At 67.7% G+C, this 20,507-nt stretch carries 16 protein-coding genes; 11 read left to right on the top strand and 5 right to left on the bottom strand.

Going from position 1 to position 20,507, the window contains the following annotated elements; genetic code table 11:
- Positions 1–59: 59 nt before the first annotated feature.
- A complete protein-coding gene (locus tag ACWGR4_RS27235; protein ID WP_452130058.1) occupies positions 60–1,577 on the bottom strand; it encodes an aldehyde dehydrogenase (NADP(+)) in 1,518 nt (505 codons plus the stop codon).
- A gap of 129 nt (positions 1,578–1,706) precedes the next feature.
- Positions 1,707–2,762, bottom strand: a complete 1,056-nt coding sequence (locus ACWGR4_RS27230) for a LacI family DNA-binding transcriptional regulator (protein ID WP_452130057.1) — start codon at positions 2,760–2,762, stop codon at positions 1,707–1,709.
- Between the two features lie 167 nt (positions 2,763–2,929).
- Between ACWGR4_RS27230 and ACWGR4_RS27225 the strand changes: the two genes are divergently transcribed.
- The 11 genes from ACWGR4_RS27225 to ACWGR4_RS27175 all read left to right on the top strand — a co-directional run bounded on the left by ACWGR4_RS27225 (position 2,930) and on the right by ACWGR4_RS27175 (position 16,893).
- Complete coding sequence (locus ACWGR4_RS27225) at positions 2,930–4,546, top strand: ABC transporter substrate-binding protein (RefSeq protein WP_452130079.1); 1,617 nt, start codon at positions 2,930–2,932, stop codon at positions 4,544–4,546.
- The gene (locus ACWGR4_RS27220; RefSeq protein WP_379994907.1) at positions 4,546–5,496 is read left to right on the top strand and encodes an ABC transporter permease; all 951 of its coding nucleotides are present in this window, start codon (positions 4,546–4,548) and stop codon (positions 5,494–5,496) included. Before ACWGR4_RS27225 ends, ACWGR4_RS27220 begins: the two co-directional genes overlap by 1 nt.
- Positions 5,493–6,380 (top strand): ABC transporter permease, encoded by an 888-nt coding sequence (locus ACWGR4_RS27215; protein WP_379994909.1) that lies wholly within the window; start codon positions 5,493–5,495, stop codon positions 6,378–6,380. The genes ACWGR4_RS27220 and ACWGR4_RS27215 overlap by 4 nt, the downstream gene beginning before the upstream one ends.
- Before the next feature lie 7 nt (positions 6,381–6,387).
- Positions 6,388–7,353 (top strand): ABC transporter ATP-binding protein, encoded by a 966-nt coding sequence (locus ACWGR4_RS27210; RefSeq protein WP_452130056.1) that lies wholly within the window; start codon positions 6,388–6,390, stop codon positions 7,351–7,353.
- Positions 7,354–7,496: 143 nt separating this feature from the next.
- Positions 7,497–8,300 carry an ABC transporter ATP-binding protein gene (locus tag ACWGR4_RS27205; protein WP_379997244.1) on the top strand — a complete coding sequence of 268 codons (804 nt, stop codon included), beginning with the start codon at positions 7,497–7,499 and terminating at the stop codon, positions 8,298–8,300.
- Between the two features lie 77 nt (positions 8,301–8,377).
- Positions 8,378–9,820 carry an amidase gene (locus ACWGR4_RS27200; RefSeq protein ID WP_452130055.1) on the top strand — a complete coding sequence of 481 codons (1,443 nt, stop codon included), beginning with the start codon at positions 8,378–8,380 and terminating at the stop codon, positions 9,818–9,820.
- A gap of 154 nt (positions 9,821–9,974) precedes the next feature.
- Positions 9,975–11,633, top strand: a complete 1,659-nt coding sequence (locus ACWGR4_RS27195) for an amidohydrolase (RefSeq protein ID WP_452130054.1) — start codon at positions 9,975–9,977, stop codon at positions 11,631–11,633.
- Between the two features lie 456 nt (positions 11,634–12,089).
- Positions 12,090–12,524 (top strand): MarR family winged helix-turn-helix transcriptional regulator, encoded by a 435-nt coding sequence (locus ACWGR4_RS27190; protein WP_379994918.1) that lies wholly within the window; start codon positions 12,090–12,092, stop codon positions 12,522–12,524.
- A gap of 408 nt (positions 12,525–12,932) precedes the next feature.
- Positions 12,933–14,075: an acyltransferase family protein gene (locus tag ACWGR4_RS27185; protein ID WP_379994920.1), complete on the top strand. Its 1,143-nt coding sequence runs from the start codon at positions 12,933–12,935 to the stop codon at positions 14,073–14,075.
- Between the two features lie 928 nt (positions 14,076–15,003).
- Positions 15,004–15,240 carry a hypothetical protein gene (locus ACWGR4_RS27180; RefSeq protein ID WP_452130053.1) on the top strand — a complete coding sequence of 79 codons (237 nt, stop codon included), beginning with the start codon at positions 15,004–15,006 and terminating at the stop codon, positions 15,238–15,240.
- A 366-nt stretch (positions 15,241–15,606) separates the two neighbouring features.
- Positions 15,607–16,893, top strand: a complete 1,287-nt coding sequence (locus tag ACWGR4_RS27175) for a tyrosine-type recombinase/integrase (protein WP_452130052.1) — start codon at positions 15,607–15,609, stop codon at positions 16,891–16,893.
- A gap of 536 nt (positions 16,894–17,429) precedes the next feature.
- Here ACWGR4_RS27175 and ACWGR4_RS27170 read toward each other — a convergent pair.
- From ACWGR4_RS27170 to ACWGR4_RS27160, 3 genes are all read right to left on the bottom strand, one after another.
- Entirely contained in the window at positions 17,430–18,248 is an 819-nt protein-coding gene (locus ACWGR4_RS27170; protein ID WP_452130051.1) for a GIY-YIG nuclease family protein, read from the bottom strand.
- Between the two features lie 202 nt (positions 18,249–18,450).
- Positions 18,451–19,437 (bottom strand): hypothetical protein, encoded by a 987-nt coding sequence (locus ACWGR4_RS27165; protein ID WP_452130290.1) that lies wholly within the window; start codon positions 19,435–19,437, stop codon positions 18,451–18,453.
- The gene (locus ACWGR4_RS27160; RefSeq protein ID WP_452130291.1) at positions 19,434–20,495 is read right to left on the bottom strand and encodes a DUF262 domain-containing protein; all 1,062 of its coding nucleotides are present in this window, start codon (positions 20,493–20,495) and stop codon (positions 19,434–19,436) included. Before ACWGR4_RS27160 ends, ACWGR4_RS27165 begins: the two co-directional genes overlap by 4 nt.
- Between the last annotated feature and the right edge of the window lie 12 nt (positions 20,496–20,507).

The raw sequence follows: 20,507 nt of genomic DNA, 5'->3' as shown, positions 1-20,507 counted from the left end.
TTGTGGCGACAGCCGAGTGCGGTCTGTGGACAAGTGGTCGGGTCGGGGTCGTCGACGGGTCAGGGTTGGATTTCGCGGGGTACGCCCAGCGGGTTGGCGTCGCGCAGTTCCGGGGGCAGGAGGGCGTCGGGCCAGTCCTGGTAGGCGGTCGGGACGAGCCAGCGCTGCAGTGCGGTGCCGCCGACGGAGGTGTGGCCGGGGGCGGTGGTGGCGGGCCAGGGGCCGCCGTGGTGCATGGCCCAGCACACCGCGACGCCCGTGGGCCAGCCGTTGTGGACGAGCCGGCCGACGCGCGGGCGCAGGACGGCGGCGACCCGGGCGGCGAGCGGGTGGTCGGCCTCGACGGCGTGGACCGAGCCGGTGAGGCTGCCCGGGAGTACGGCGAGGGCGGCGAGGAGGGCGTCCGGGTCGGGGTAGGTGACGACCAGGCCGGCCGGGCCGAAGGTCTCCTCGGTCAGCGCGGCGGCGTGCGCGACGAACTCGGCGAGGTCGGCGTGCCGGACCACGGGGGCGACCGCCCAGGCGCCTTCGCCGGCGGTGCCCCTCGCCGGTTCGCGCCCGGTGTGCGCCGCCGCGCTCCGCTCGTACGCGTCCCGAATGCGCTCGGACAACATCGGGCCGCCGGTAGCGGTGCGGGTGTGCGCGGCGATGGCGTCGGGGAGGCCGCCGGTCTCGGGGACGAACAGCAGGCCGGGATTGGTACAGAACTGGCCGGTGCCCAGAGTGAGCGAGCCGACGTAGCCCCGGGCCAGCTCGTCGGCCCGCTCGGCTGCCGCGCCGGGCAGTACCACGACCGGGTTGACGCTGCCGAGTTCGCCGAAGAACGGGATCGGGTCGGGCCGGCCGGCGGCCAGGTCGAACAGGGCCCGGCCGCCCGCGAGCGAGCCGGTGAAGCCGACGGCCGCGATGTCGGGGTGGGTGACCAGTGGAGCGCCGGAGGCGGGGCCGACGACCAGGCCGAGCAGGTCCTCGGCGGCACCGGCGGCGGTCAGCGCGGCGCGGACCACCCGGGCCACCGCGATCGAGGTCGCCGGGTGCGCCTCGTGCACCTTGACCACGACCGGACACCCCGCCGCCCACGCGGACGCGGTGTCGCCGCCGACCACGGAGAACGCGAACGGGAAGTTGCTCGCGGCGAACACCGCGACCACGCCGATCGGATGCAACATGCGGCGCACGTCGGGCCGGCCGAGCGCCGGATCGGCCGGGCTGAGCACCGCGCCCACGTGCGCGCCGGCCCGGAGCAGCCCGGCGAACATGCGCAGTTGGCCCGAGGTACGCCCGACCTCCCCGCCCAGTCGGACCACACCCAACGCGGTCTCCCCGTCGGCGATCGCCACCAACTCCTCGCGCGCCGCATCCAGTGCATCGGCAACGGCCTCCAACACCGAGGCCCGCTCCGCTCCCGCCCGCGCCGCCCACCCGGGCAACACCCCCCGGGCCGCCGCGACGACGCGATCCACCTCGGCCTCGGAACTCGCCGGTACGGGCGCGCCGATCGGCTTTCCGGTGCGTGGACTGAACCCCTGCACGGCGGCGGGCACGATGGCGCCGGCAGTCGAAGTCGACTCGATCACGGCATTTCCTCCGGGACGACGAATGAACGAGCGAGGGCGCGAGCGGCGTTCGGGAGACATCGAACCACGCCCATCCGCGTGTTCCGGGCCCGGCGGCCGAGGACCACGCCGTGCGTGGTCGACCACGGATCAGTCGTGACCGCCGCTCCGGCGTGACGTTCCGCGTATCTCCAGGCGGGTTTCGATGGTTCGGCCCGTGGGGGACTGGTCGCCGGATTCCAGTGCCTTGATCAGCAACTCCATGCCCGCGGTGGCGATTTCGACGGGACGCAGGCTCAGAGTGGTGATCGGTGGGTCGGTCTGGGCGGCCGTCGGGTCGTCGCTGACGCAGACGATCAGCAGGTCGTCCGGGGTGCTCAGGCCGTGGGCGCGGATCGTCTCCAGGATCAGCGGCGGGTTGGCCTCGGTGAGTACGAACAGCGCGTCGGGGCGGTCGGATCGGGCCAGCATGACGTCGATCGCGGCGCGGGTGGCCCGGCTCCCGGGACGTTCGCTCAGTTCCACGAGCGGGGCGAACCCTCGTGCCGCGCACCATTCGTGATACGTCGTCAGCGCCAACTCGTAGAACAGCGACGTGGTCCCCGCGCCGATCACGCCGATCCGTCGCGCGCCGCCCGCCGCCAGGTGATCGAGCACGCCCCGCACCGCGATTTCGTGGTCGATGTCCACCCAGTGCGCCCCCGGCTTGCCCTGCACGCGTCGGTCCGAGACGACCGGGATGTGCGCCGCCAGGAAGTCCTCCACCAGCGGGTCGTCGGCGAGCGGATCGGCCAGTACGGCGGCGTCGAGCGGCAGATCCGCCCACTCGTCGCGGGCCGACTGGGTGGGCAGCAGGACCAGCGCGTAGCCGTGGGCGAGCGCGGCCTGCGCGGTGGCGCTGGTGAGTTGGGCGAAGTAGGGCGACTCCATGTACGACCACGGGGTTTCCACGTACTCGCGTACCGCGTAACCGATCAGCCGGGCGTGTCCCGCGCGCAACAGCCGCGCGGTGGCGTTGGGGCGGTAGCCGAGCCGGCGCGCGGTCTCCTGGGCGTGCAGGCGGACCGCGTCGGACAGCCGGCCGGTGCCGTTCAGGGCGGCCGAGACGGTGGTCTTGGACAGCCCCGCCTCGCGGGCGACGTCGACGAGGCGGACCCGGGGTACGGGCGCAGGTCGTTTGCCGCCGCTTCGCGGTGAAGTGGTCATGTCGCCACATGCTGCCGGCTGGGCAGCCCTGCGTCACGTCCGCGCACCCCGCTGCGACCTTCAGAAAACCGTTCCCGCAAACCCTTGTGCGGGAACGTTCCCGCATCAATACTCCTGACGACCCCAGCGTCCCCGCTACCCCCTGGAAGAGGTGGGTTCCCTTGCGCATGCTCCGATCCGTCGCGGCGGTTGCCGTCATGGCCGCCGCCGTGGCCGGGTGCTCCGGTGGTTCCAATGACTCGGCCAAGCCGGCCGGCGGGTTCAAGATCAGCCCGGACACCCCCGCGGCCAAGGGCAACATCCCCTCGGTCACCTGGTCGCTGTACGCCGAGCCGCAGACGCTCGACTACCTCTACGCCTGGGACTTCCCGATCAATACGGTGCTGGCCAACGTGTGCGAGCAGTTCCTGCGCACCACGCCGGACATGAAGATCGAGCCGGGACTGGCCGCTTCGTACACCAACCCGGACCCCCTCACCTGGGTCTACGAACTGCGGCCCGGGGTCACCTTCCACGACGGCACGCCGATGACCTCCGCCGACGCGGTGGCCAGTCTCAAGCGGCACATGGACCCCGAACTCGCCTCCGCGTGGGGTACCGCGTTCCGCAACGTCGCCTCGATCGACGCCACCGGCCCGCTCCAGGTGACCATCAGGCTGAACAAGCCGGACGCGCTGCTCAATTCGCTGCTCGCCGCCTCGCCCGGCACGGTGGAGAGCGCCGCCTCGATCGCCAAGGCCGGGAAGGACTACGGCAATCCGCAGGGCGGGGTGAACTGCACCGGCCCCTACTCGCTGGACAAGTGGACCGCCGGCGACTCGATCGTGCTCAAGAAGAACCCGAACTACTGGGATCCGAAACTGGCCCCGAAGAACGACCAGTTCAAGTTCGTCTTCATCCAGGACCCGGCCGCGCGCGTGAACGCGCTGCTGTCCGGCTCGGTCGACGGCGGCTACACCGTGCCGTCCAACGCCTACGGCCGCCTGCTGAACTCCCCCCAGGGCAAGATGTACTTCGGCCCGGGCACCGGCGCCTACCTGCTGGGCGTCACGAACATGCAGGGCCCGATGGGTGACCTGAGGATGCGTCAGGCGCTGTCCATGGCGATCGACCGGCCCGGCCTGATCAAGGCCGCGGCCAGCGGCTACGCCAACGAGGCCAAGAGCCTGCTCCCGATCACCGCCTGGGGCCTGGCCCCCGACCGGGCACAGGGCTATTACGCCACCCTGCCGCCGGTCAAGCAGGACCTCGCCGCGGCCAAGAAGCTGGTCGCCGAGGCGGGCGGCGCGAACAAGAAGATCGTGCTGGCCACCAGCGTGCTCGCCCCCGAGATCTCCGTCTCGTCCACCGCGATCCAGGCCGCCGGCAAGTCGATCGGTCTGGACATCGAGCTCAAGACGGTCACCCCCGACGCGTACACCGCGCTGTTCACCGACCCCGAGGCACGCAAGGGCATCGACCTCGTGGTGACCAACGGATACACGAACACCCCCGACCCGCTGGAGTTCTACGAGTCGTTCGTCACGGGGGCGTTCGCCAACTACGGCAACTACTCCAACCCCGAGTACGACAAGCTCTACGACCAGGCGGCGGCCACCGCAGACCCCGGCGCCCGCTCGGACCTGACCGGCAAGCTCCAGGACATCGCGATGCGCGACCTGGCCTCGATCCCGCTCTTCGAGCAGCCGTCGAACCTGTACATGAACAAGCGGATCACCGGCGCCACGGTCAGCAGCGCCGCGCTCTACTGGCCGTGGGCCGCGACCGTCGGGGCCGCGGGCTGATGGCGCGTTACTTCCTGGGCCGTTTCCTCGGGTTGGCGATGGTGCTGCTCGCGACCTCGTTCCTGGTCTTCAGCGCGATCCACCTCGCCCCCGGGGATCCGGTGACCTTCCTGCTCAAGGGCCACCCGGCGACGCCGGAGGCCAGGGCGGCCGTGCGTGCCCAGTACCACCTGGACGACCCGTTCCTGTCCCAGTACGCGCAGTGGCTCGGCGACGTGTGCACCGGCGACTTCGGCCGCTCGGTGCAATTCCGGCAGGACGTCGGCGCGTTGATCTCGTCCCGGCTGCCCACCACGTTGTTCCTGATCGGCTACGCGGCGCTGCTGATCGTGCTCGCCGGCGTGCTCCTGGGCATCCTGGCCGCGCTGCGCCCGGGATTCGTGGACAGGTTCGTGCTGATCGGCACCGGAGTGGCCACCGCGACACCGTCGTTCGTCGCCGCGATCGGGCTGGTCTCGATCTTCTCGGTCAAGCTCGGCTGGTTCCCCACCTTCGGCGGCGGCCAGGGCTTCGGGGGCCGCGTCGAGCACCTGACCCTGCCCGCGGTGGCGCTCGCGTTCACCCTGTCCGGGTTGCTGGCCCGGGTGACCCGGGCCTCGATGCTGGACGAACTCGCCCGGGAACACGTCGAGGTGGCCCGCGCCCGCGGTGTCGCGGAGACCGACGTGGTGCGCCGACACGTGCTGCGCAACGCGCTCGGCCCGATCGTCACGGTCGTCGGCACCATGATCGCGGGCCTGTTGGTGACCACGTCGATCGTGGAGACCGCGTTCTCCGTACCGGGCGTCGGCGGACTGTTGGTGTCGTCCGTGAACGTCAAGGACTTCCCGGTGGTACAGGCCATCACGCTGCTGACCGTGGCCGCGTTCGTTCTGGTCAACCTCGTGGTGGACCTGCTGCAGCCGCTGGTGGACCCGCGGCTTTCCCTGACCGGGCGAGGTGCCTCGTGAGTACGATCCCCATCGACCGAAAGGCCGCCGGCGGCGGGATCGCCCGGCGGCCCGGCTTCGGGGTGTTGCGCGCGCTGCGGCAGGGCCCGCTGTTCGCCGGCGCGGCCGTGATCCTCGTACTGCTCGTGCTGATCGCGGTGTTCGCACCGCTGATCGCGCCTTACGACCCCGACGCCGTGGACCTGACCGCCACGCTCGCCGGTTCGTCGTCCGATCACCTGCTCGGCGCCGACCAGTCCGGCCGGGACATCCTGTCCCGCGTCATCCACGGCGCCCGCACCGGTCTGCTCGGCCCGCTGCTCGTGGTCGGCATCTCCACGATCCTGGGCATCGTGCTCGGCGTCGCCGCCGCGTGGCGCGGCGGGTGGATCGACGCGATGTTGTCCCGCTCGATGGACCTGATCTTCGCATTCCCGGGCATGCTCGTGGCCATCCTGTTCGTCGCCGTCTTCGGGTCCGGACTGACCGCGCCGGTGATCGCGATGAGCGTCGCGTACACGCCGTACGTCGGCCGCCTGGTGCGTTCGATCGCCGCGCAGGAGAAGGCGCGGCCGTATATCGAGTCCTACCGCGTCCAGGGCTGGTCGGGATGGACCATCTGCGTGCGGCACCTGATCCCCAACATCACCCCGACCGTGCTGGCCCAGTCGGCGATCAACTTCGGCTACGCGCTGATGGACCTGGCCGCGCTGTCCTACCTCGGCTTCGGCGTGCAACCACCCGACTCCGACTGGGGATCGATGATCAACGAGGGTCAGGCCGCACTGCTCCAGGACGCCATGCTGCCGTCGTTCGCGCCGGGCCTGTGCATCGTCGTCGCGGTCGTGGCATTCGGCATCGTCGGCGAGGGCATCGCCGACCGAGTCGCGAAGCGGGAGCGCTGATCCGGCCATGGCATTTCTGGAAATCGACGAGCTGAGCGTGCGGTTGCCCAAGGGACGGGCCGCCCGACCGATCCTGGACGGCATCTCGCTGCGGGTCGACGAGGGCGAAAGTGTGGGCCTGGTCGGCGAGTCCGGCTCGGGCAAATCGGTCGCGTGCCGCTCGGTGCTCGGGCTGCTGCCGGAGGGATCCTCGGTGAGCGGTGCGGTGCGTGTGGGTGGACGTGACGTACTGGGTTTGCGTCGCGCCGAGTTGCGTTCGCTTCGGGCGCGCGAGGTGGCGATGGTCTTCCAGGATCCGAGGGCATCGGTCAACCCGATGCGCCGGGTCGGCGACTTTCTCACCGAGGGGCTGCGCGCGGCCGGGACCGCTCCGGCGGTCGCCGCGCGGCGTGCGGTCGAACTGCTCGAAGCGGTGGGCATTCGCGACCCCGAGGGCGCGATGCGCCGCTATCCGCACCACTTCTCCGGCGGCATGCTCCAGCGGGTGGTGATCGCCGCGGCGCTGGCCGGGGAGCCGTCGTTGTTGCTGGCCGACGAGCCGACCACCGCGCTCGACGTGACCACGCAGGCCGAGGTGATCGGGATCCTGACCCGGCTTCAGGCCGAGCGCGGGACCGGCATGTTGTTCGTGACGCACGACCTGGAGTTGGCCGCGGCGATGTGCGACCGGGTCTACGTGATGTACGCGGGGCGGATCGTGGAGTCGCAGACCGCGGCGGGGTTGTTCGCGCGACCGAGGCATCCGTACACGGCCGGCCTGCTCGCGTCCACGCCGCGCCTGGACCCGGACGCCGGGCCGCCGAAGCCGATTCCGGGACGCCCGGTGTCGCTGGCCGAGGCGCCGATCGGGTGCGCGTTCGCGGCGCGCTGTGCGCGAGTGGGGCCGGAGTGCCTGGTCGAGCCGCCCGCGCTGGTGCGGGCCGACGACGCGTACGCGGCTTGTTTTCGGGTCGACGAGGGGATTGTGACGTGACCGGCTCGGTGGCCCGGAAGGGTGGGGGCAAGGGCGGGAGAGTCGCGGGCGCCGGGGATTCGGGGGGCTCCAAGGGGTCTACGGGTGCCGGGGGTTCCACGGGCTCCGAGGGTTCCGTCGATGGCACGCTCGAAGTCGTCGACCTGTGCAAGGCGTTCGGGGGGCATCGGGCCGTGGACGGGGTGTCGTTCACGCTCCCGCCCGGCGGCTCGCTGGGCATTGTCGGCGAGTCCGGATGCGGCAAGACCACGACGGCGCGCATGCTCGTGGGGCTCGTCTCGCCCGACTCGGGCAGCATCCGCATCGGGGGTCGGGAGCGGGCCGTGCGTACCCGCAACCGGGCCGAACGCCTCGCCCGCGCCCGGGAGATGCAGATGGTGTTCCAGGATCCCTACCTGTCCCTGGATCCGCGCATCGTGGTGCGCGAGTGCATCGACGAGGTGCTGCGCCTGCACTTCGACCTGACCCGGGATCAGCGGACGGCGCGGGTCGACGAATTGCTGGACCAGGTGGGGCTGGGCGAGCGCGAGGCGGGGGCGCTGCCGAAGGCGCTGTCGGGTGGACAGCGCCAACGGGTGGCGATCGCGAGGGCGTTGGCCGCCGAGCCGAAGGTGTTGATCCTGGACGAGGCGGTCGCCGCGCTGGACGTGTCCATCCAGGCGCAGATCCTCGACCTCCTGGCCGGGATTCGGCGCGACGCGGGAGTCGGCTTCCTGTTCGTCAGCCACGACCTCGCGGTCGTCCGGCACATCACGGAGGACGTGGTGGTGCTGCGCGGCGGGCGAGTGGTGGAGGCGGGCCGGACGGCCCATGTGCTGACGGATCCGCAGCACGCGTACACGCGGCTGCTGCTCGATTCGGTGCCGCGGGTGGGGTGGGATCCGGCGCGGATCGCGGCGGATCGGCGGGCGTTGGAGCGGGAAGCGGGGGGCTCGTCGGGGGAGTGATCCCCGGTCGACGGAGCCGAACTCGTCGCGGTGCACCCGGCCGCGACGCAAACACAACGAAAGGATGCGAACTTCCCATGTCCGATCACGCCGTCGATGAACTCGCCTACCTGCCCGCGACCGAGGCCCTGCGTCGTTTCCGGGACCGATCCCTGTCGCCCGTGGAACTGATGAACGCGGTGATCGCGCGCGCGGAGGCGGTCGAGCCCGTCGTCAATTGCCTCGCCGAGCGGCTGTACGACGAAGCGCTGTCCGCGGCCCGGGAGGCCGAGGCCCGCTACGCCGGCAAGGGCGACGCGCCACGGCCGTTGGAAGGGCTCGCGGTGGCGACCAAGGAGGAACAGCCGATCGCCGGCCGGATCACCGCCGAGGGCTCGCTGCCCTTCGCTACCGAGATCGCCGAGACGACCCACCCCGTGGTCGAGCGGGTGATGGCGGCCGGCGGCATCGTGCACGCGCGCACCACGACCCCGGAGTTCAGCTGCGCGGCGTTCACCAGCTCGAAATTGTGGGGTGTGACCCGCAATCCGTGGAACCCGGACTATTCGCCCGGTGGTTCCTCGGGCGGCGCGGGCGCGGCGCTGGCGGCCGGGAGTACGACGCTCGCGACCGGTTCGGACATCGGCGGATCGATCCGCATCCCCGCCTCGTTCACCGGCACGGTCGGCTACAAGCCGCCCTACGGGCGGGTGCCGGCGCTGCCGCCGTTCAACCTCGACACGTACTGCCACGACGGCCCGATGACCCGCACGGTCGGCGACTGCGTACTGCTCCAGAACGTGATCGCGGGCCCGCATCCGCTCGACGGCGTCGCGCTCAGCCCCAAGCTGATCCTGCCGACCGTGCCGGAGGACGTCGCGGGGCTGCGGGTGGCGCTGTCGATCGGGCTGGGCGACTGGCAGATCGACCCCGAGGTGGAGGCCAACACCCGCGCGGTCGCGGACGCGTTGCGCGAGGCTGGTGCGATCGTCGAGGAGGTGGCGGTCGACATCCGCCGACGCGACGTGATGGACACCGCGATGATCCACTTCGGCGCGATCTTCGGCTCGTGGGTGCGCGGGGTCGCGAACGACTACGGCGATCAACTCAACGCGTACACCCTCAGGTTCGCCGAGGAGACGGTCGCGGCGGCGGACCGGCGCGGACTGCTCTCGGGCCTGGAACGCGAGGCGGCGATCCAGGCCGAGATCGGCGGACTCCTGGACCGATACGACGTGTTGCTGTGCCCGACGGCCGGCATTCCCGCGTTCCTCGCGGACGACGACTACACGTCGACCAAGGTCACGATCAACGACGTCGAGTTGGAGCACTACCTGGAGGCGTCGCTCACGACGGTGTTCAACATCGCGAGCCGGTGCCCGGTGTTGAGCGTGCCATCGGGACGGGCGGCGAACGGGGTTCCGACGGGGGTGCAGATCGTCGGGCGGTTCTACGACGACGCGACGGTGTTCCGGGTGGCGGCGGCGGTGGAACGGGTTCGGCCGTGGGACTACGCGGGGGTGGGGACGCCGGGGCGTTGAGGGGGCGCCTGCCCTTCGTCCTCCGAATCGTCTGCCTGGCTCCCGCTTAGTCCCCGTGAGCCTCTTGGCTTCTTCCTTTCCTTCCCCTCCTGCCTCTCCATCCTCTCCTTCCCCTCCTTCCTCTCCTTCTCCGTTACAGCGCCGGGAGTTCCACATGTCTGCCTTCGCCGATGTCGTTTTCCGAGGTGGTGCGGTCCATACGATCGATGCCGTGCGTCGCCGGGCCACGGCGGTCGCCGTGCGGGATGGGCGGATCGTGGCGGTGGGCCATGATCCGGACGTGCGGGACCTGATCGGGCCGCGTACCGACGTGATCGACCTGGCGGGGCGGGCGTTGGTGCCGGGGTTCCAGGACGCGCACGTACATCCCGCCCTCGCGGGGATGACGCTGATCCGCTGCGATCTGTCCGAAGCCCGGGACGCCGACGCGACGTTCGCGCTGATCCGGGCGTACGCGGCCGATCGGCCCGACGAGGAGTGGATCACCGGCGGCGGGTGGAACATGGAGGCGTTCACCGGCGGCACGCCGAGTCGGCAACAGTTGGACGCGCTCGTATCGGATCGGCCGGCGTTCCTGATCAACGCCGACGGCCACGGCGCATGGGTCAACACCCGTGCGCTCGAACTCGCCGGGCTCGACCGGCACACCCCGGATCCGGCCGACGGGCGGATCGAGCGCGAGCCGGACGGGACGCCGCAGGGCACCCTGCACGAGGGCGCCGCCGCCCTGGTCGGCGACCTGGTACCGGGTCTGGACGCGGCGGACGGCCTGCGCGCGCTGCTCGCCGGCCAGGCACGGATGCACTCGGTCGGCGTGACGTCGTGGCAGGACGCGATGGTCGGCTCCGCGCATCCGGGCCTGGATCCGCTGGAGGCCTATCTGACGGCGGCCCGCTCCGGGCAGCTGACCGCACGCGTCGTGGGCGCGCTGTGGTGGGAACGCGATCGCGGTGCCGAGCAGTTGGAGCGCCTGCTGGAGCTCCGCGCGTCCTCGACGGTCGGCCGGTTCACCGCGACGAGCGTGAAGATCATGCAGGACGGCGTCGCGGAAAACTTCACCGCCGCGCTGAACGAGCCGTACTTCGACGGTTGCGGCTGCCACACCGGCAACAGCGGCCTGAGCTTCGTCGACCCGGCCGAACTGCGCGAACACGTCACGCTCCTCGACGCGCACGGGTTCCAGGTGCACGTACACGCGGTCGGCGACCGGGCGGCGCGCGAGGCCCTGAACGGCTTCGCCCAGGCGCTCGCCACCAACGGCCCCGGCGACCGGCGGCACCACATCGCGCACCTCCAGGTGGTCCACCCCGACGACATCCCGCGCTTCGCCGCACTGGGTGTGTCCGCCAACCTTCAGCCCCTGTGGGCCGCCCACGAGGCCCAGATGGACGAGCTGACCATCCCGTTCCTGGGCGACGAACGAGCCGCCTGGCAATACCCCTTCGGCGACCTCCTGCGCTCCGGCGCGACCCTCGCCGCCGGCAGCGACTGGCCGGTGAGCGCTCCCGACCCGATGTGGGGCATCCACACGGCGGTCAACCGAGTGCTGCCCGCGTTCGCCGAGCCGTCGGACACGATCTTCCTGCCCGAACAGCGCATCGACCTGACGGCGGCGCTGGCGGCCTACACGGTCGGCACGGCGTACGTGAACCACCGCGACCACGACACCGGCACGATCGAGGCCGGCAAACTCGCCGACCTGGTGGTCCTCGACCGCGACCCGTACGCGGCCTCGCCGACCGAAATCGCCGAGGCACGGGTACTGGCCACATTCGTGGAGGGCAAGGCAGTGTATACGGGAGAGGGCCTGTAGGGCCGGGCCGAGGGCGCGAGTGGGCCGGGGCTCGGGTAGTCCTTGTAAAGATTATCCCCGCGCAGATAATCTGCGCTCGACGGCTCGACGGCTCGACGGCTCGACGGCTCGACGGCTCGACGGCTCGACGGCTCGACGGCTCGACGGGCCGCTCGGTTCGTCGGGCCGCTCGGTTTGTCGGCTGGTGTGGTGAGTTGGGTGGACAGCTGTCCACTTGGTTGGTCGGCACGTGCCGTCGGCGGGCTTGTCGATCAGCTGGTCGATCAGCTGATCGATTGCCCGAACGCCCAACGGGCCACCCGTTCGGATGGTCGCGGGTTTGGTCGGGCCGGGCGATGTCCGGCCGGTGGTCCGGTGGTCTGTTCGTTCCCGAACGCCCTCCATCCCTCCGCCCCCACCCCATCCGAGCCCACCGCACCGCGCCCGCGCCCACACCCGCGCCCACGGAGGTCCACCATGCCGCTTGCCCCCGACGACAGTCCGGGCTTCCTGCTCTGGCACACCACCCTCCGCTGGCAGCGCACGATGGCGGCCACGCTCGGCCCGCTCGACCTGACCCACCCTCAATTCGTGCTGCTGGCAAGCCTGTGGTGGCTGGAGGGCCAAGGCGTACGCCCCAACCAGCTCGCCCTCGCCAACCACGCGGGCATGGACGTCAAGACCGCCTCCCAGGTCCTCCGCCGCCTGGAAGCCAAGTCCCTCCTGGTCCGGGCCACCGACCCGACCGACACCCGCGCCAAACTGCTGCACATCACCGACGCGGGCGCCCGCCTGGCCGCCGAAGCCATCGAGGCGGTGGAAGCCGCCGACACCACCTTCTTCGCCACCACCCCGGACCGCCCGGCCCTCCTGGCAGCCCTGCGCCACCTGTCGGCCGGGAACGACGCGTAGCCGGTCGGCCAGGGTTCGAGCCGGTCGGTCGTCGCCCGCCGACGGTCGGCCCGTCGGCCCGCGGCCGGGCCATGGCCGGTCGACCACCCCCGCTGGTCAAGAGCCGACACGATCCGCGATACTGCCGTACGCACAAGCCCCGGTCGATCCGCCGATCGGCACGCACATGATCACGGCTCACGACTCACGGAACGGCGTGGACGCACATTTCCCGGCCCGCTGCCCGAGTTCCTGTTGCGGATATCGCATATCGACCGTTCGACACCGGATCATCAGGTCGTCGGATCATCGGCTCACTCGATATCCGTCGCAGGCCGAGCGAGATCGCCCGCGACCAGGACCAGGCCGTGTAGGGATATCACGGCCGCCACGACCGCGCACTCCCGCCGCCCACTCGGAGATTCCAGAATGCGGAAACTGACACACGGCGAATTCCTGGCGATGCGGAGGTTCGACGCGCTCGACGGCCTGCGCGCCTTTGCCGCCGTGATCGTGATCTTCTTCCACTTCGGCGGTCGGAAGGTCGAATTCCTGTCCGGCTGGATCGGCGTTCACGCGTTCTTCATCATCTCCGGCTTCCTGATCACCACGCTGATGCTGCGCGAGCGGGACAGAACCGGACGGGTATCCCTCCGGAACTTCTACATCCGCCGAATCTTCCGCATCATGCCGCTCTACTACGTGGTGCTTGCGGTAGTCGTCGTGGGAGCCTACAAAAACGGCCGTTCGTGGACCCTGCTGAAAGAGCACCTCCCGAACTACCTGGGCTTCATGAACGAGTACCACCTCCCGGCCGGGGACGTGCCGTACCTCTATTCCTGGACGATCGGAATCGAGCAGAAGTTCTACCTGGTATGGCCGCTCGCGCTCATCCTGGTGAGCTTCGTCTCCAGCCGCCTCCGGATTCCCCTCGCCATCATCGCGATCGGCCTGGTCCTGGTCCCCTACTCGGACACCTGGCGCGGAATGGGCATCCACTACGCGGTCCTGCTCACCGGTGCCCTGCTCGCCCTCATCCTGCACCAGCCGCGCGGATTCGCCCTGTTCAGCCCGCTCACCCACCCCGTGGTCGGCGCAATCGTCGGCGCGGGCTTCGTGACCCTGCACCTGAACCTCAAAAACCTCGTCGAATACTTCGACGACGAACGCCCGGTAGTCCTCCTCTACGGCGTAGCGGTGGCCATTTTCCTTCCCACCCTGCTGGCCCCGGGCATCGGCAAATGGACCCTGTCCCTCCGCCCCCTGGTATTCGTCGGCGAACGCTCCTACGGCCTATATCTGATCCAGGGCCCCGCCGAGATCGCCGTGGTCGCCATGGCCCCCCACCTCCGCCCCGGCACGGTCCTGTTCGCCATCGCCGTAACCCTGGTCGCACTCTTCGCCGCCGACGCCCTCCACCACCGCCTCGAAAAGCCCATGGTCGAAGTGGGCCGCCGCGTCATCAAATCCCTCGACGCCCGCAAATCCACCCCCACCGACCAGCCCCCGACCACCCCCCACCACACCCCCCAAAATCCCGAACCCCAAATCCCCGCCCACCAATCCACCTAACCGCAACACCCCACCCTCAGCCGGAGAACCGAGCCTCCCGAACGCAACAGCAACCTCGGCCGCTTCGCCGACCCCGAGGGCCACGAATCCACGGCCCAACACCAACAAGCCCCCGCCCAACACGACCGCGGCCATCCTCACGACGGCCCAAGCCCCGGCACCCTTTCGCGCGCCCGGCCATTCACCCCAAACAACACACAACCCAAGCCACCATCAACACCCCTCGCCCGCATCCCCTAAGCCCGGCGTGCAACGAGCCGCTCTACGCGACCGACCCTCGAACGGCCCGGGATCCAGGGGTCGGTGCGTATCTCGACCCAACGAGCGGCGCCGAACCACCCACCTGGCACGATGCGTTGGACGACCTGCGCGACAAAGCCGAACCGATCCACGTCGCCCGCCGCGCGGCGTTGCACCGGTCCCACGATGCCCAGAGCGGGCCCGGAATGCTCACGTGGACCCGACCCGTGGAAGCACTGGGCTACGAGCCCTGCTCGCCCACCCTGGCCAACTGGCCGCTGTACGGGGTCCAGCAAGATCCCGGTCGCGAAGTCCGTGGACCGGCACTCGGTTGCCTCGCCGGTCCAGCCCCGTGATCTGCTGACCTCGGTCCCGTACGTCGCCGGCTACAAGCGGGCCGGGCGGCCGGCGGCCGGCGTCCGCGGCCCGTCTTCGCGGCCCTCTACTACGCCGGAACTCGCGCGACTCGATTAGTAGCCTGTGGCCCACGGTCGAAGGGGGCGCGTTCATGGTGGGGGACACGACGGAGTCCGCGGGTTTCGGGTGTGCGGCATGTTGTGCCGAGGAGGCGGTGGTGGCGCGGGCGCACCACGGGAGCCCGGCCGGGGTCCGGGTCGAGAGGATGATTCGGGACGACTCGCATTTCATCGTCTCCGTTCACCGCTGCGGCCTGTGTTCGCAGGCTTTTGTGAGCGTCTTCACCGAGTACGTGGACTGGGTCGCGTCGAGGGACGCGCAGTACCGGACCGTGCTGCCGATCACGGACGCCGAGGCGGACGACCTGATGGCGGGGCGGTTGAGCCCGCACCGGGTCGGGGCCCTCGGACACCGCCGCCGCCGTCTGCAGAGCGACTGGCCGAGCGAGACCGACGAGCCGTCCGTGTACTGGGACAGCGGCGTCTTCGAGGTGCGCGAGGGGTACTGACCAGGGCGGCCCCGTGCCGGCTATGCCGGTTGCGCGTCGTCGTTTCGCCGCCGGGCTCGCTGGTCCGGCAGTTGACCGCCCTTACTCGGCGCGCTGGAGCTGCGGGAGAAGGCCCGCCGGGTACCGGGTCCGGCAGGGGCCCGCCGCGTGACCGCCGAAGCGGCCGAGGGAAGGGGCGCCCGTCCTTGGCGCCCTGCCCCCGCCTTTGACGAGTTTTCGTTCAACGTCCGTCTGTGGCGGGTCGCGAAGTCTGCCGGCAAGTCCGCGCCGTGGCGCCTGCGTTGGCGAGTTGCGGGGTGGCCGGCCAACGAGCAGTTCGCCACGCTGCCTCTCGCGGAGAGCCGCCGGTCGGAGCTGTCGCAGGCGATGCGCCGCGGTGAGGCGTTCCACGTTCTCACGGGCCCGCCCGAGTCCGAGTACCGCGCCGCGCAGGCTGCCCAGGCCGCCCGGGAGGCCGAAGAGGGGGAGGCGGCGCCGCCAACTCCGGTGGTCCTGCCGGGGGATGCCCTGTGGCCCGCGTTCAGCCGGGCCTATCCAGGGGTGCGGTGGCGGACCCTCGCAGGCAAGAGCCGCGAGGGGATCGCGGACGGGTTGGCCGCCGTCGCCATCGCGATGGTGTCGCCCGATGCACCGGGGCGGCCGGCGCCTCTGGACGTCCGGGCGGTCATGCGGTGGATCGTGATCCCGGACCACACTCCTGACGACCTGTCCGCCGAACTCTTGCCGGTGTGGGAGTGGTTGGAGAAGAACGCCCTGCCCGTCTCGGCTCTGGAGGATCCCGCCGTCGCTCGGGAGGTCCGGTACCGGGTGACGTACAAGCTGGACGGCGGCCCGGCCGGGGCCGAGACGGTCAAGCGGCGACGGCGGGCCCTGCAAGGGGCCGTGGCGTACGCCCGGGAGATCGGGGCACTGACGGGCGATCCCTTCGCCGGTGGGTGGTCCAAGTTGGAGACGACGATGCGCCCGATCGATCGCCGGACGCTGCCGAATCCGACGCAGGCTCAGCAGCTGCTGACGGCCGTCTCGTACGTCGGTTCGTGGGATCGGATGCGTGGGCGCCGCCTGGTGGCGTTCTTCGCCGTCATGTACTTCGCAGCCCTGCGCCCGGCGGAGGTGGTGGGGCTGAAGGTGGCCGACTGCGAGCTTCCCGAGTCGGGGTGGGGCGTCCTGACGCTCTGGGAGACGCGTCCGGTGTCGGGCAAGCAGTGGACCGACAGCGGGGCGCGGCACGACAAGCGCGGCTTGAAGGGCCGGGAGCCGGGGACGGATCGTCCGGTGCCCATTCCCCCGGTCCTGGCGGCCATCCTCCGAGCGCACCTTGAGGAGTTCGGTACCGCGAAGGATGGGCGCGTGTTCAGGAACGAGCGGGGCGAACTGGTGGGGACTTCCACGTACTGGCGGGTCTGGCAGGAAGCGCGGGAGTTTGCCCTGCCTCCTGCTCGGGTGCGCTCGATCCTCGCCGAGAAGCCCTACGCCCTCCGGGCCGCAGCCATCACCCGATGGCTGAACGCCGGGGTGCCCGTCGCCGAGGTGGCACGCAGGGCGGGCAACTCGGTGGAGGTTATCCACAAGCGGTACCAGGGGTGCATGGACGGCGGGGAGGAGGCCGCGAACCGGGCGATCGAGCGGGCCTTGGAGGAGCCGACCACCTAGCCCGGGAAGCTGGGCGCAGGATGGGCGCGGACAGCGCAGCACAACGAGAAGCGCCCGGACTCAGTGGGACTGAGTCCGGGCGTCTCGTCTTGGCGTTCCTGCTGGTCAAGTCCAACTAGCACACTCTGACCTGCTTGTGCCCCTGGCAGGATTCGAACCTGCGCACACGGCTCCGGAGCGGGTGTGAGCGCATTCCCAAAACCGGCCTCTGACCAGCACATGAACCGCGCCGGGGCCCACCCAATTCCAAGATCATTACACGCATGCTGCACAACCAGTCAGCTGCCCCCAAAACCCGACCCACGCACCCGGTCCACGGCATGCCGGGGACCGGGTGGCATGCCGTGGTCTATGCGCGCGGGTCACGCAACCCGACCAACAACCCAGGTGCTCGGCAACCGCGGCCCGACCCCCAGAGCCCAGTACCAACGGGTGTCCTACGCAACGAGCGCGCCCCGGTCGCGACCAAAGGTCGCGTCGCCGGCCCCAGCCGGCTCGCAGCGCAGCTGCGATCATGTTCCCGTGCTCCAAGGAAATCAAAATAGCCTGTTGAGCTCTGGTCTTTGGGTACGCTCTCGAACCTGCTGGAGAATGCGAAGCTCATCTTCGTCGTCAGTGGCTGTCCCCCATAGATCGTAGACAACGTCGTGAATTGCCCATTGTGATTCCAAGGGGGGTTCGACGTTGCATTTCTCCCAGAGGAATGCGACATAATCTTCCGCTTCTGGAGAAAGGATTTTCAATCCCGTCATGATCATTGAATATGGATCCAGGATGAGGAACTCATGCTTGTTCTGATCGAAAGTCTTACGAGTGGGGCTGAAAAGCTCTCCGTCAGGTGCGTCGTAGTCGCCGATTCCTCGCAGGTCGAAGATCGTTTCAATTGCTTCGGGAGATCTCAAGTCTGGCTGTACCACGTATTTTATAATGCATAGATCTGAGAACTGGACGAATCTTACAGAGACAAGATCCGGTCGCAACCAGCGCCGCATTCGTCTGTCAAGGTCGGGTAGGATCTCGGCTCCGTCTGCTTCCTTTTCTTCATTTACGGGAAACTCTAGCGCCACATTCTTGAGAAGTTGGATGGCCCTGGCCGGGTCGACTCGGAAGAATTCACGTTTCCTGTTGACTCGAGTATCATCTAGCAAAAAATGGATCCTTGCTTCTGCCTTGCTGATATCAGAGACAATTACCTCGTAGACAACTTCGAAATCTGTTGGAACTCCTGTAGGCCTTGAAAGCTCCCGAGCGCGAGCAACCGCATTGCGTGTCGTCTGTCCAATTTTTAGTACGCTCGGAATGCTTGGATTCGACAGAATATAAATGACACCTCTTGTTGCCGGAAATTCTTGCACAATGCCCCCGAGGCTGAGTCAAGTCAGGTCTGGGCAACGTATCGCAGGCGGCTGACAGATGGGGCTTGCTCGGGACACGCCGGGAACGGCGGATGCGCCGCACGCGCGGCGCGTCCCGAGCAAGCCCCATAAGCGGCGCGCGAAGCGCGGCGCTCTTGATGAAGTACAGCTAAGTTCGGCAGTGGTCGACTACTTGAACTAACTAGGCTTCGAAGTTGAATGGTTTTGGGACATCTCGGATTCCGTAGAAATCGCGCAACTCTGGACTCTCGACAATTGTGAAATTCTCCAGCGAAGCACCACCAATGCGACCAGCATGCGCCTCGCTTGCCACTAACTGAAAGAGCGAGCCACTTGTCGGAGTCGGCTGGAGGTCCTTTCGTCGAAGCTGAACGTCGACGGCCTTGATAAATTCGTCAACCTTATAGGGAGTCTGGGAAGGTTTCTTTGCGAAACTCTTCACTAGATCGAATAAGTTGTTGGCGAAACGAGTCCAGCTCGCAGGCTCGAGTGTTTGCGGAATGATCTCATCCGCGATCAACTCCTTGAATGTAACTACAATGGACTGCTTGGCATCTGATTCCTGATGCTTCGATCTAGGAACGAAGTCCAGATTTGCTTCGAACCCGGCGATGACCAGTTCGATCTGCTCAACTGATGCTTTGAGTTGCGCTGCCAACCGGGCCTTTCTCCAGTCAAAATCTGATGACTTGTATACGAGTTCATGGGTGACCACAGCCCAGGCATATTCGAAGGCTGTAGAAACCTGGACCTCGAACAGAATATCGGACATGCCAGCAGGGTAGGGAAGATCGGGACCTGCGTGAACTTTTCCGACAAAGCGAGTGGAATCAAATCGAAAGACTTCTGGGGCTTTTTGCGTGGTATTTCTACCGCGGAGCGCTACTTGATTGAATACCTTACCTAGGAATTCAAGAACGTCGGCTTCGTGGGAAACTGTGGGGATGACAATTGTGCACGCATAGAGATCATCCAGATCAGACCACTTCGAATATCTCCCGGTCTCCAGTTTCTCGGAAAGCGACTCGACAGTCTTGATCCGCCTCTTGAAGGGATATCCGCGCAGATCGGACCATCGTCGCATTGTGGTCGAAACGTAGTTATCCAGCGCCTGAAGGTCGCTTGTAACTGAACTGTATGCGTTCCGTGTCCTTTCGGGAACGCTCATACGGATCGATCCTCTTTGAGGAGGTCAATCAGGATATCAATCCTGGTATTGCGCTGGCGAAGATCATTCGAGGCGGACCGTGCCGCCTCGTAATAGCGACGGTAGTTCTCCTGCGTTTCGCGCTTTTCCTCATCCTGTACAGCACTGAGAAAATCATTCAATTTTGCAACGCATTCTCCCGCGGGTGGAAGATTGTCTTGGTTTTTCAGCTCTACCGCAGCGCCGAATAGTGAATAGAAGTCCGCCTGGTTCTTGATTCGACGTGCGGGTTGTTGTGAGATGGCAAAATCATCATGCTTGAATACATCGCTGAGATAAGTAATGGCGTCTGTGAATCGCGCTCGTACATCCACCTCGCCTTCCCATTCGGGATCTCGAATACTGTAGGCGAGATCCAACTCGTCTTGCGAAAATGACTGCGGGCCATTCTCGACCAGTAGTAGCAGTTGCGCTACGAGTTCCACGTCCTTCATCTGGCGGCGTGATGCTGATGCAATATGAGGAACGCCGGAAGGCAGACGCTGCTCCATGAGCTCCGACATCTCTTCTGCGGAACTTGCAAAGCGGCCGTCAAATTTGGCATGGCGGAGTTCTTGGCGGGTAAGCTTGGCAACATTCCTGTTGATTCTATCGAATACGTTGTTAAGAATACTTTCGTCTGTTGTCGGCAGGTACTCGACCAAAAATTGGTAAGACCAGAAGGATTTCTTTGTCGCATCGTCTAGCTGGGCGAAGTATTTCCCTTGATGACGCTCGATGGACGAATCCTCGGCTACGGCAAAATCACCCGTTACGTATTCAAATAGAGTGGTCAATCGCTGCTTTCCGTCGACGACGTGGTAGTTTGTAGTTCCGTCGGATTCGATTTCTTCGTGCAGGAAAATCGCCGGAGCTGGGTAGCGGAGTAGAATAGTTTCGATAAAGAATTGCTGGTACTCAAGATTCCAGACGGAGCGCCTCTGGTACGGGGGGTCCAGGTCGAGGAGCTGCCTGCGATAGAGATCGTTGAACCATGCAATCGTCTGGAGCGACTGCCTGCGCTCGAGTTGGTCACTCAACTGAATGCTCTC

The sequence above is a fragment of the Embleya sp. NPDC055664 genome (assembly GCF_053618075.1).
Note: the sequence above shows the minus strand (reverse complement) of the source record. Positions and strands in the feature narration are given on the sequence as shown.

What these genes read in the sequence shown, in the direction of transcription:
- ACWGR4_RS27230 (WP_452130057.1), bottom strand. Translation starts at nt 2,762, where the DNA reads ATGACCACTTCACCGCGAAGCGGCGGCAAACGACCTGCGCCCGTACCC.
- ACWGR4_RS27225 (WP_452130079.1), top strand. Translation starts at nt 2,930, where the DNA reads ATGCTCCGATCCGTCGCGGCGGTTGCCGTCATGGCCGCCGCCGTGGCC.
- ACWGR4_RS27220 (WP_379994907.1), top strand. Translation starts at nt 4,546, where the DNA reads ATGGCGCGTTACTTCCTGGGCCGTTTCCTCGGGTTGGCGATGGTGCTG.
- ACWGR4_RS27210 (WP_452130056.1), top strand. Translation starts at nt 6,388, where the DNA reads ATGGCATTTCTGGAAATCGACGAGCTGAGCGTGCGGTTGCCCAAGGGA.
- ACWGR4_RS27200 (WP_452130055.1), top strand. Translation starts at nt 8,378, where the DNA reads ATGTCCGATCACGCCGTCGATGAACTCGCCTACCTGCCCGCGACCGAG.
- ACWGR4_RS27195 (WP_452130054.1), top strand. Translation starts at nt 9,975, where the DNA reads ATGTCTGCCTTCGCCGATGTCGTTTTCCGAGGTGGTGCGGTCCATACG.
- ACWGR4_RS27190 (WP_379994918.1), top strand. Translation starts at nt 12,090, where the DNA reads ATGCCGCTTGCCCCCGACGACAGTCCGGGCTTCCTGCTCTGGCACACC.
- ACWGR4_RS27185 (WP_379994920.1), top strand. Translation starts at nt 12,933, where the DNA reads ATGCGGAAACTGACACACGGCGAATTCCTGGCGATGCGGAGGTTCGAC.
- ACWGR4_RS27175 (WP_452130052.1), top strand. Translation starts at nt 15,607, where the DNA reads ATGCGCCGCGGTGAGGCGTTCCACGTTCTCACGGGCCCGCCCGAGTCC.
- ACWGR4_RS27165 (WP_452130290.1), bottom strand. Translation starts at nt 19,437, where the DNA reads ATGAGCGTTCCCGAAAGGACACGGAACGCATACAGTTCAGTTACAAGC.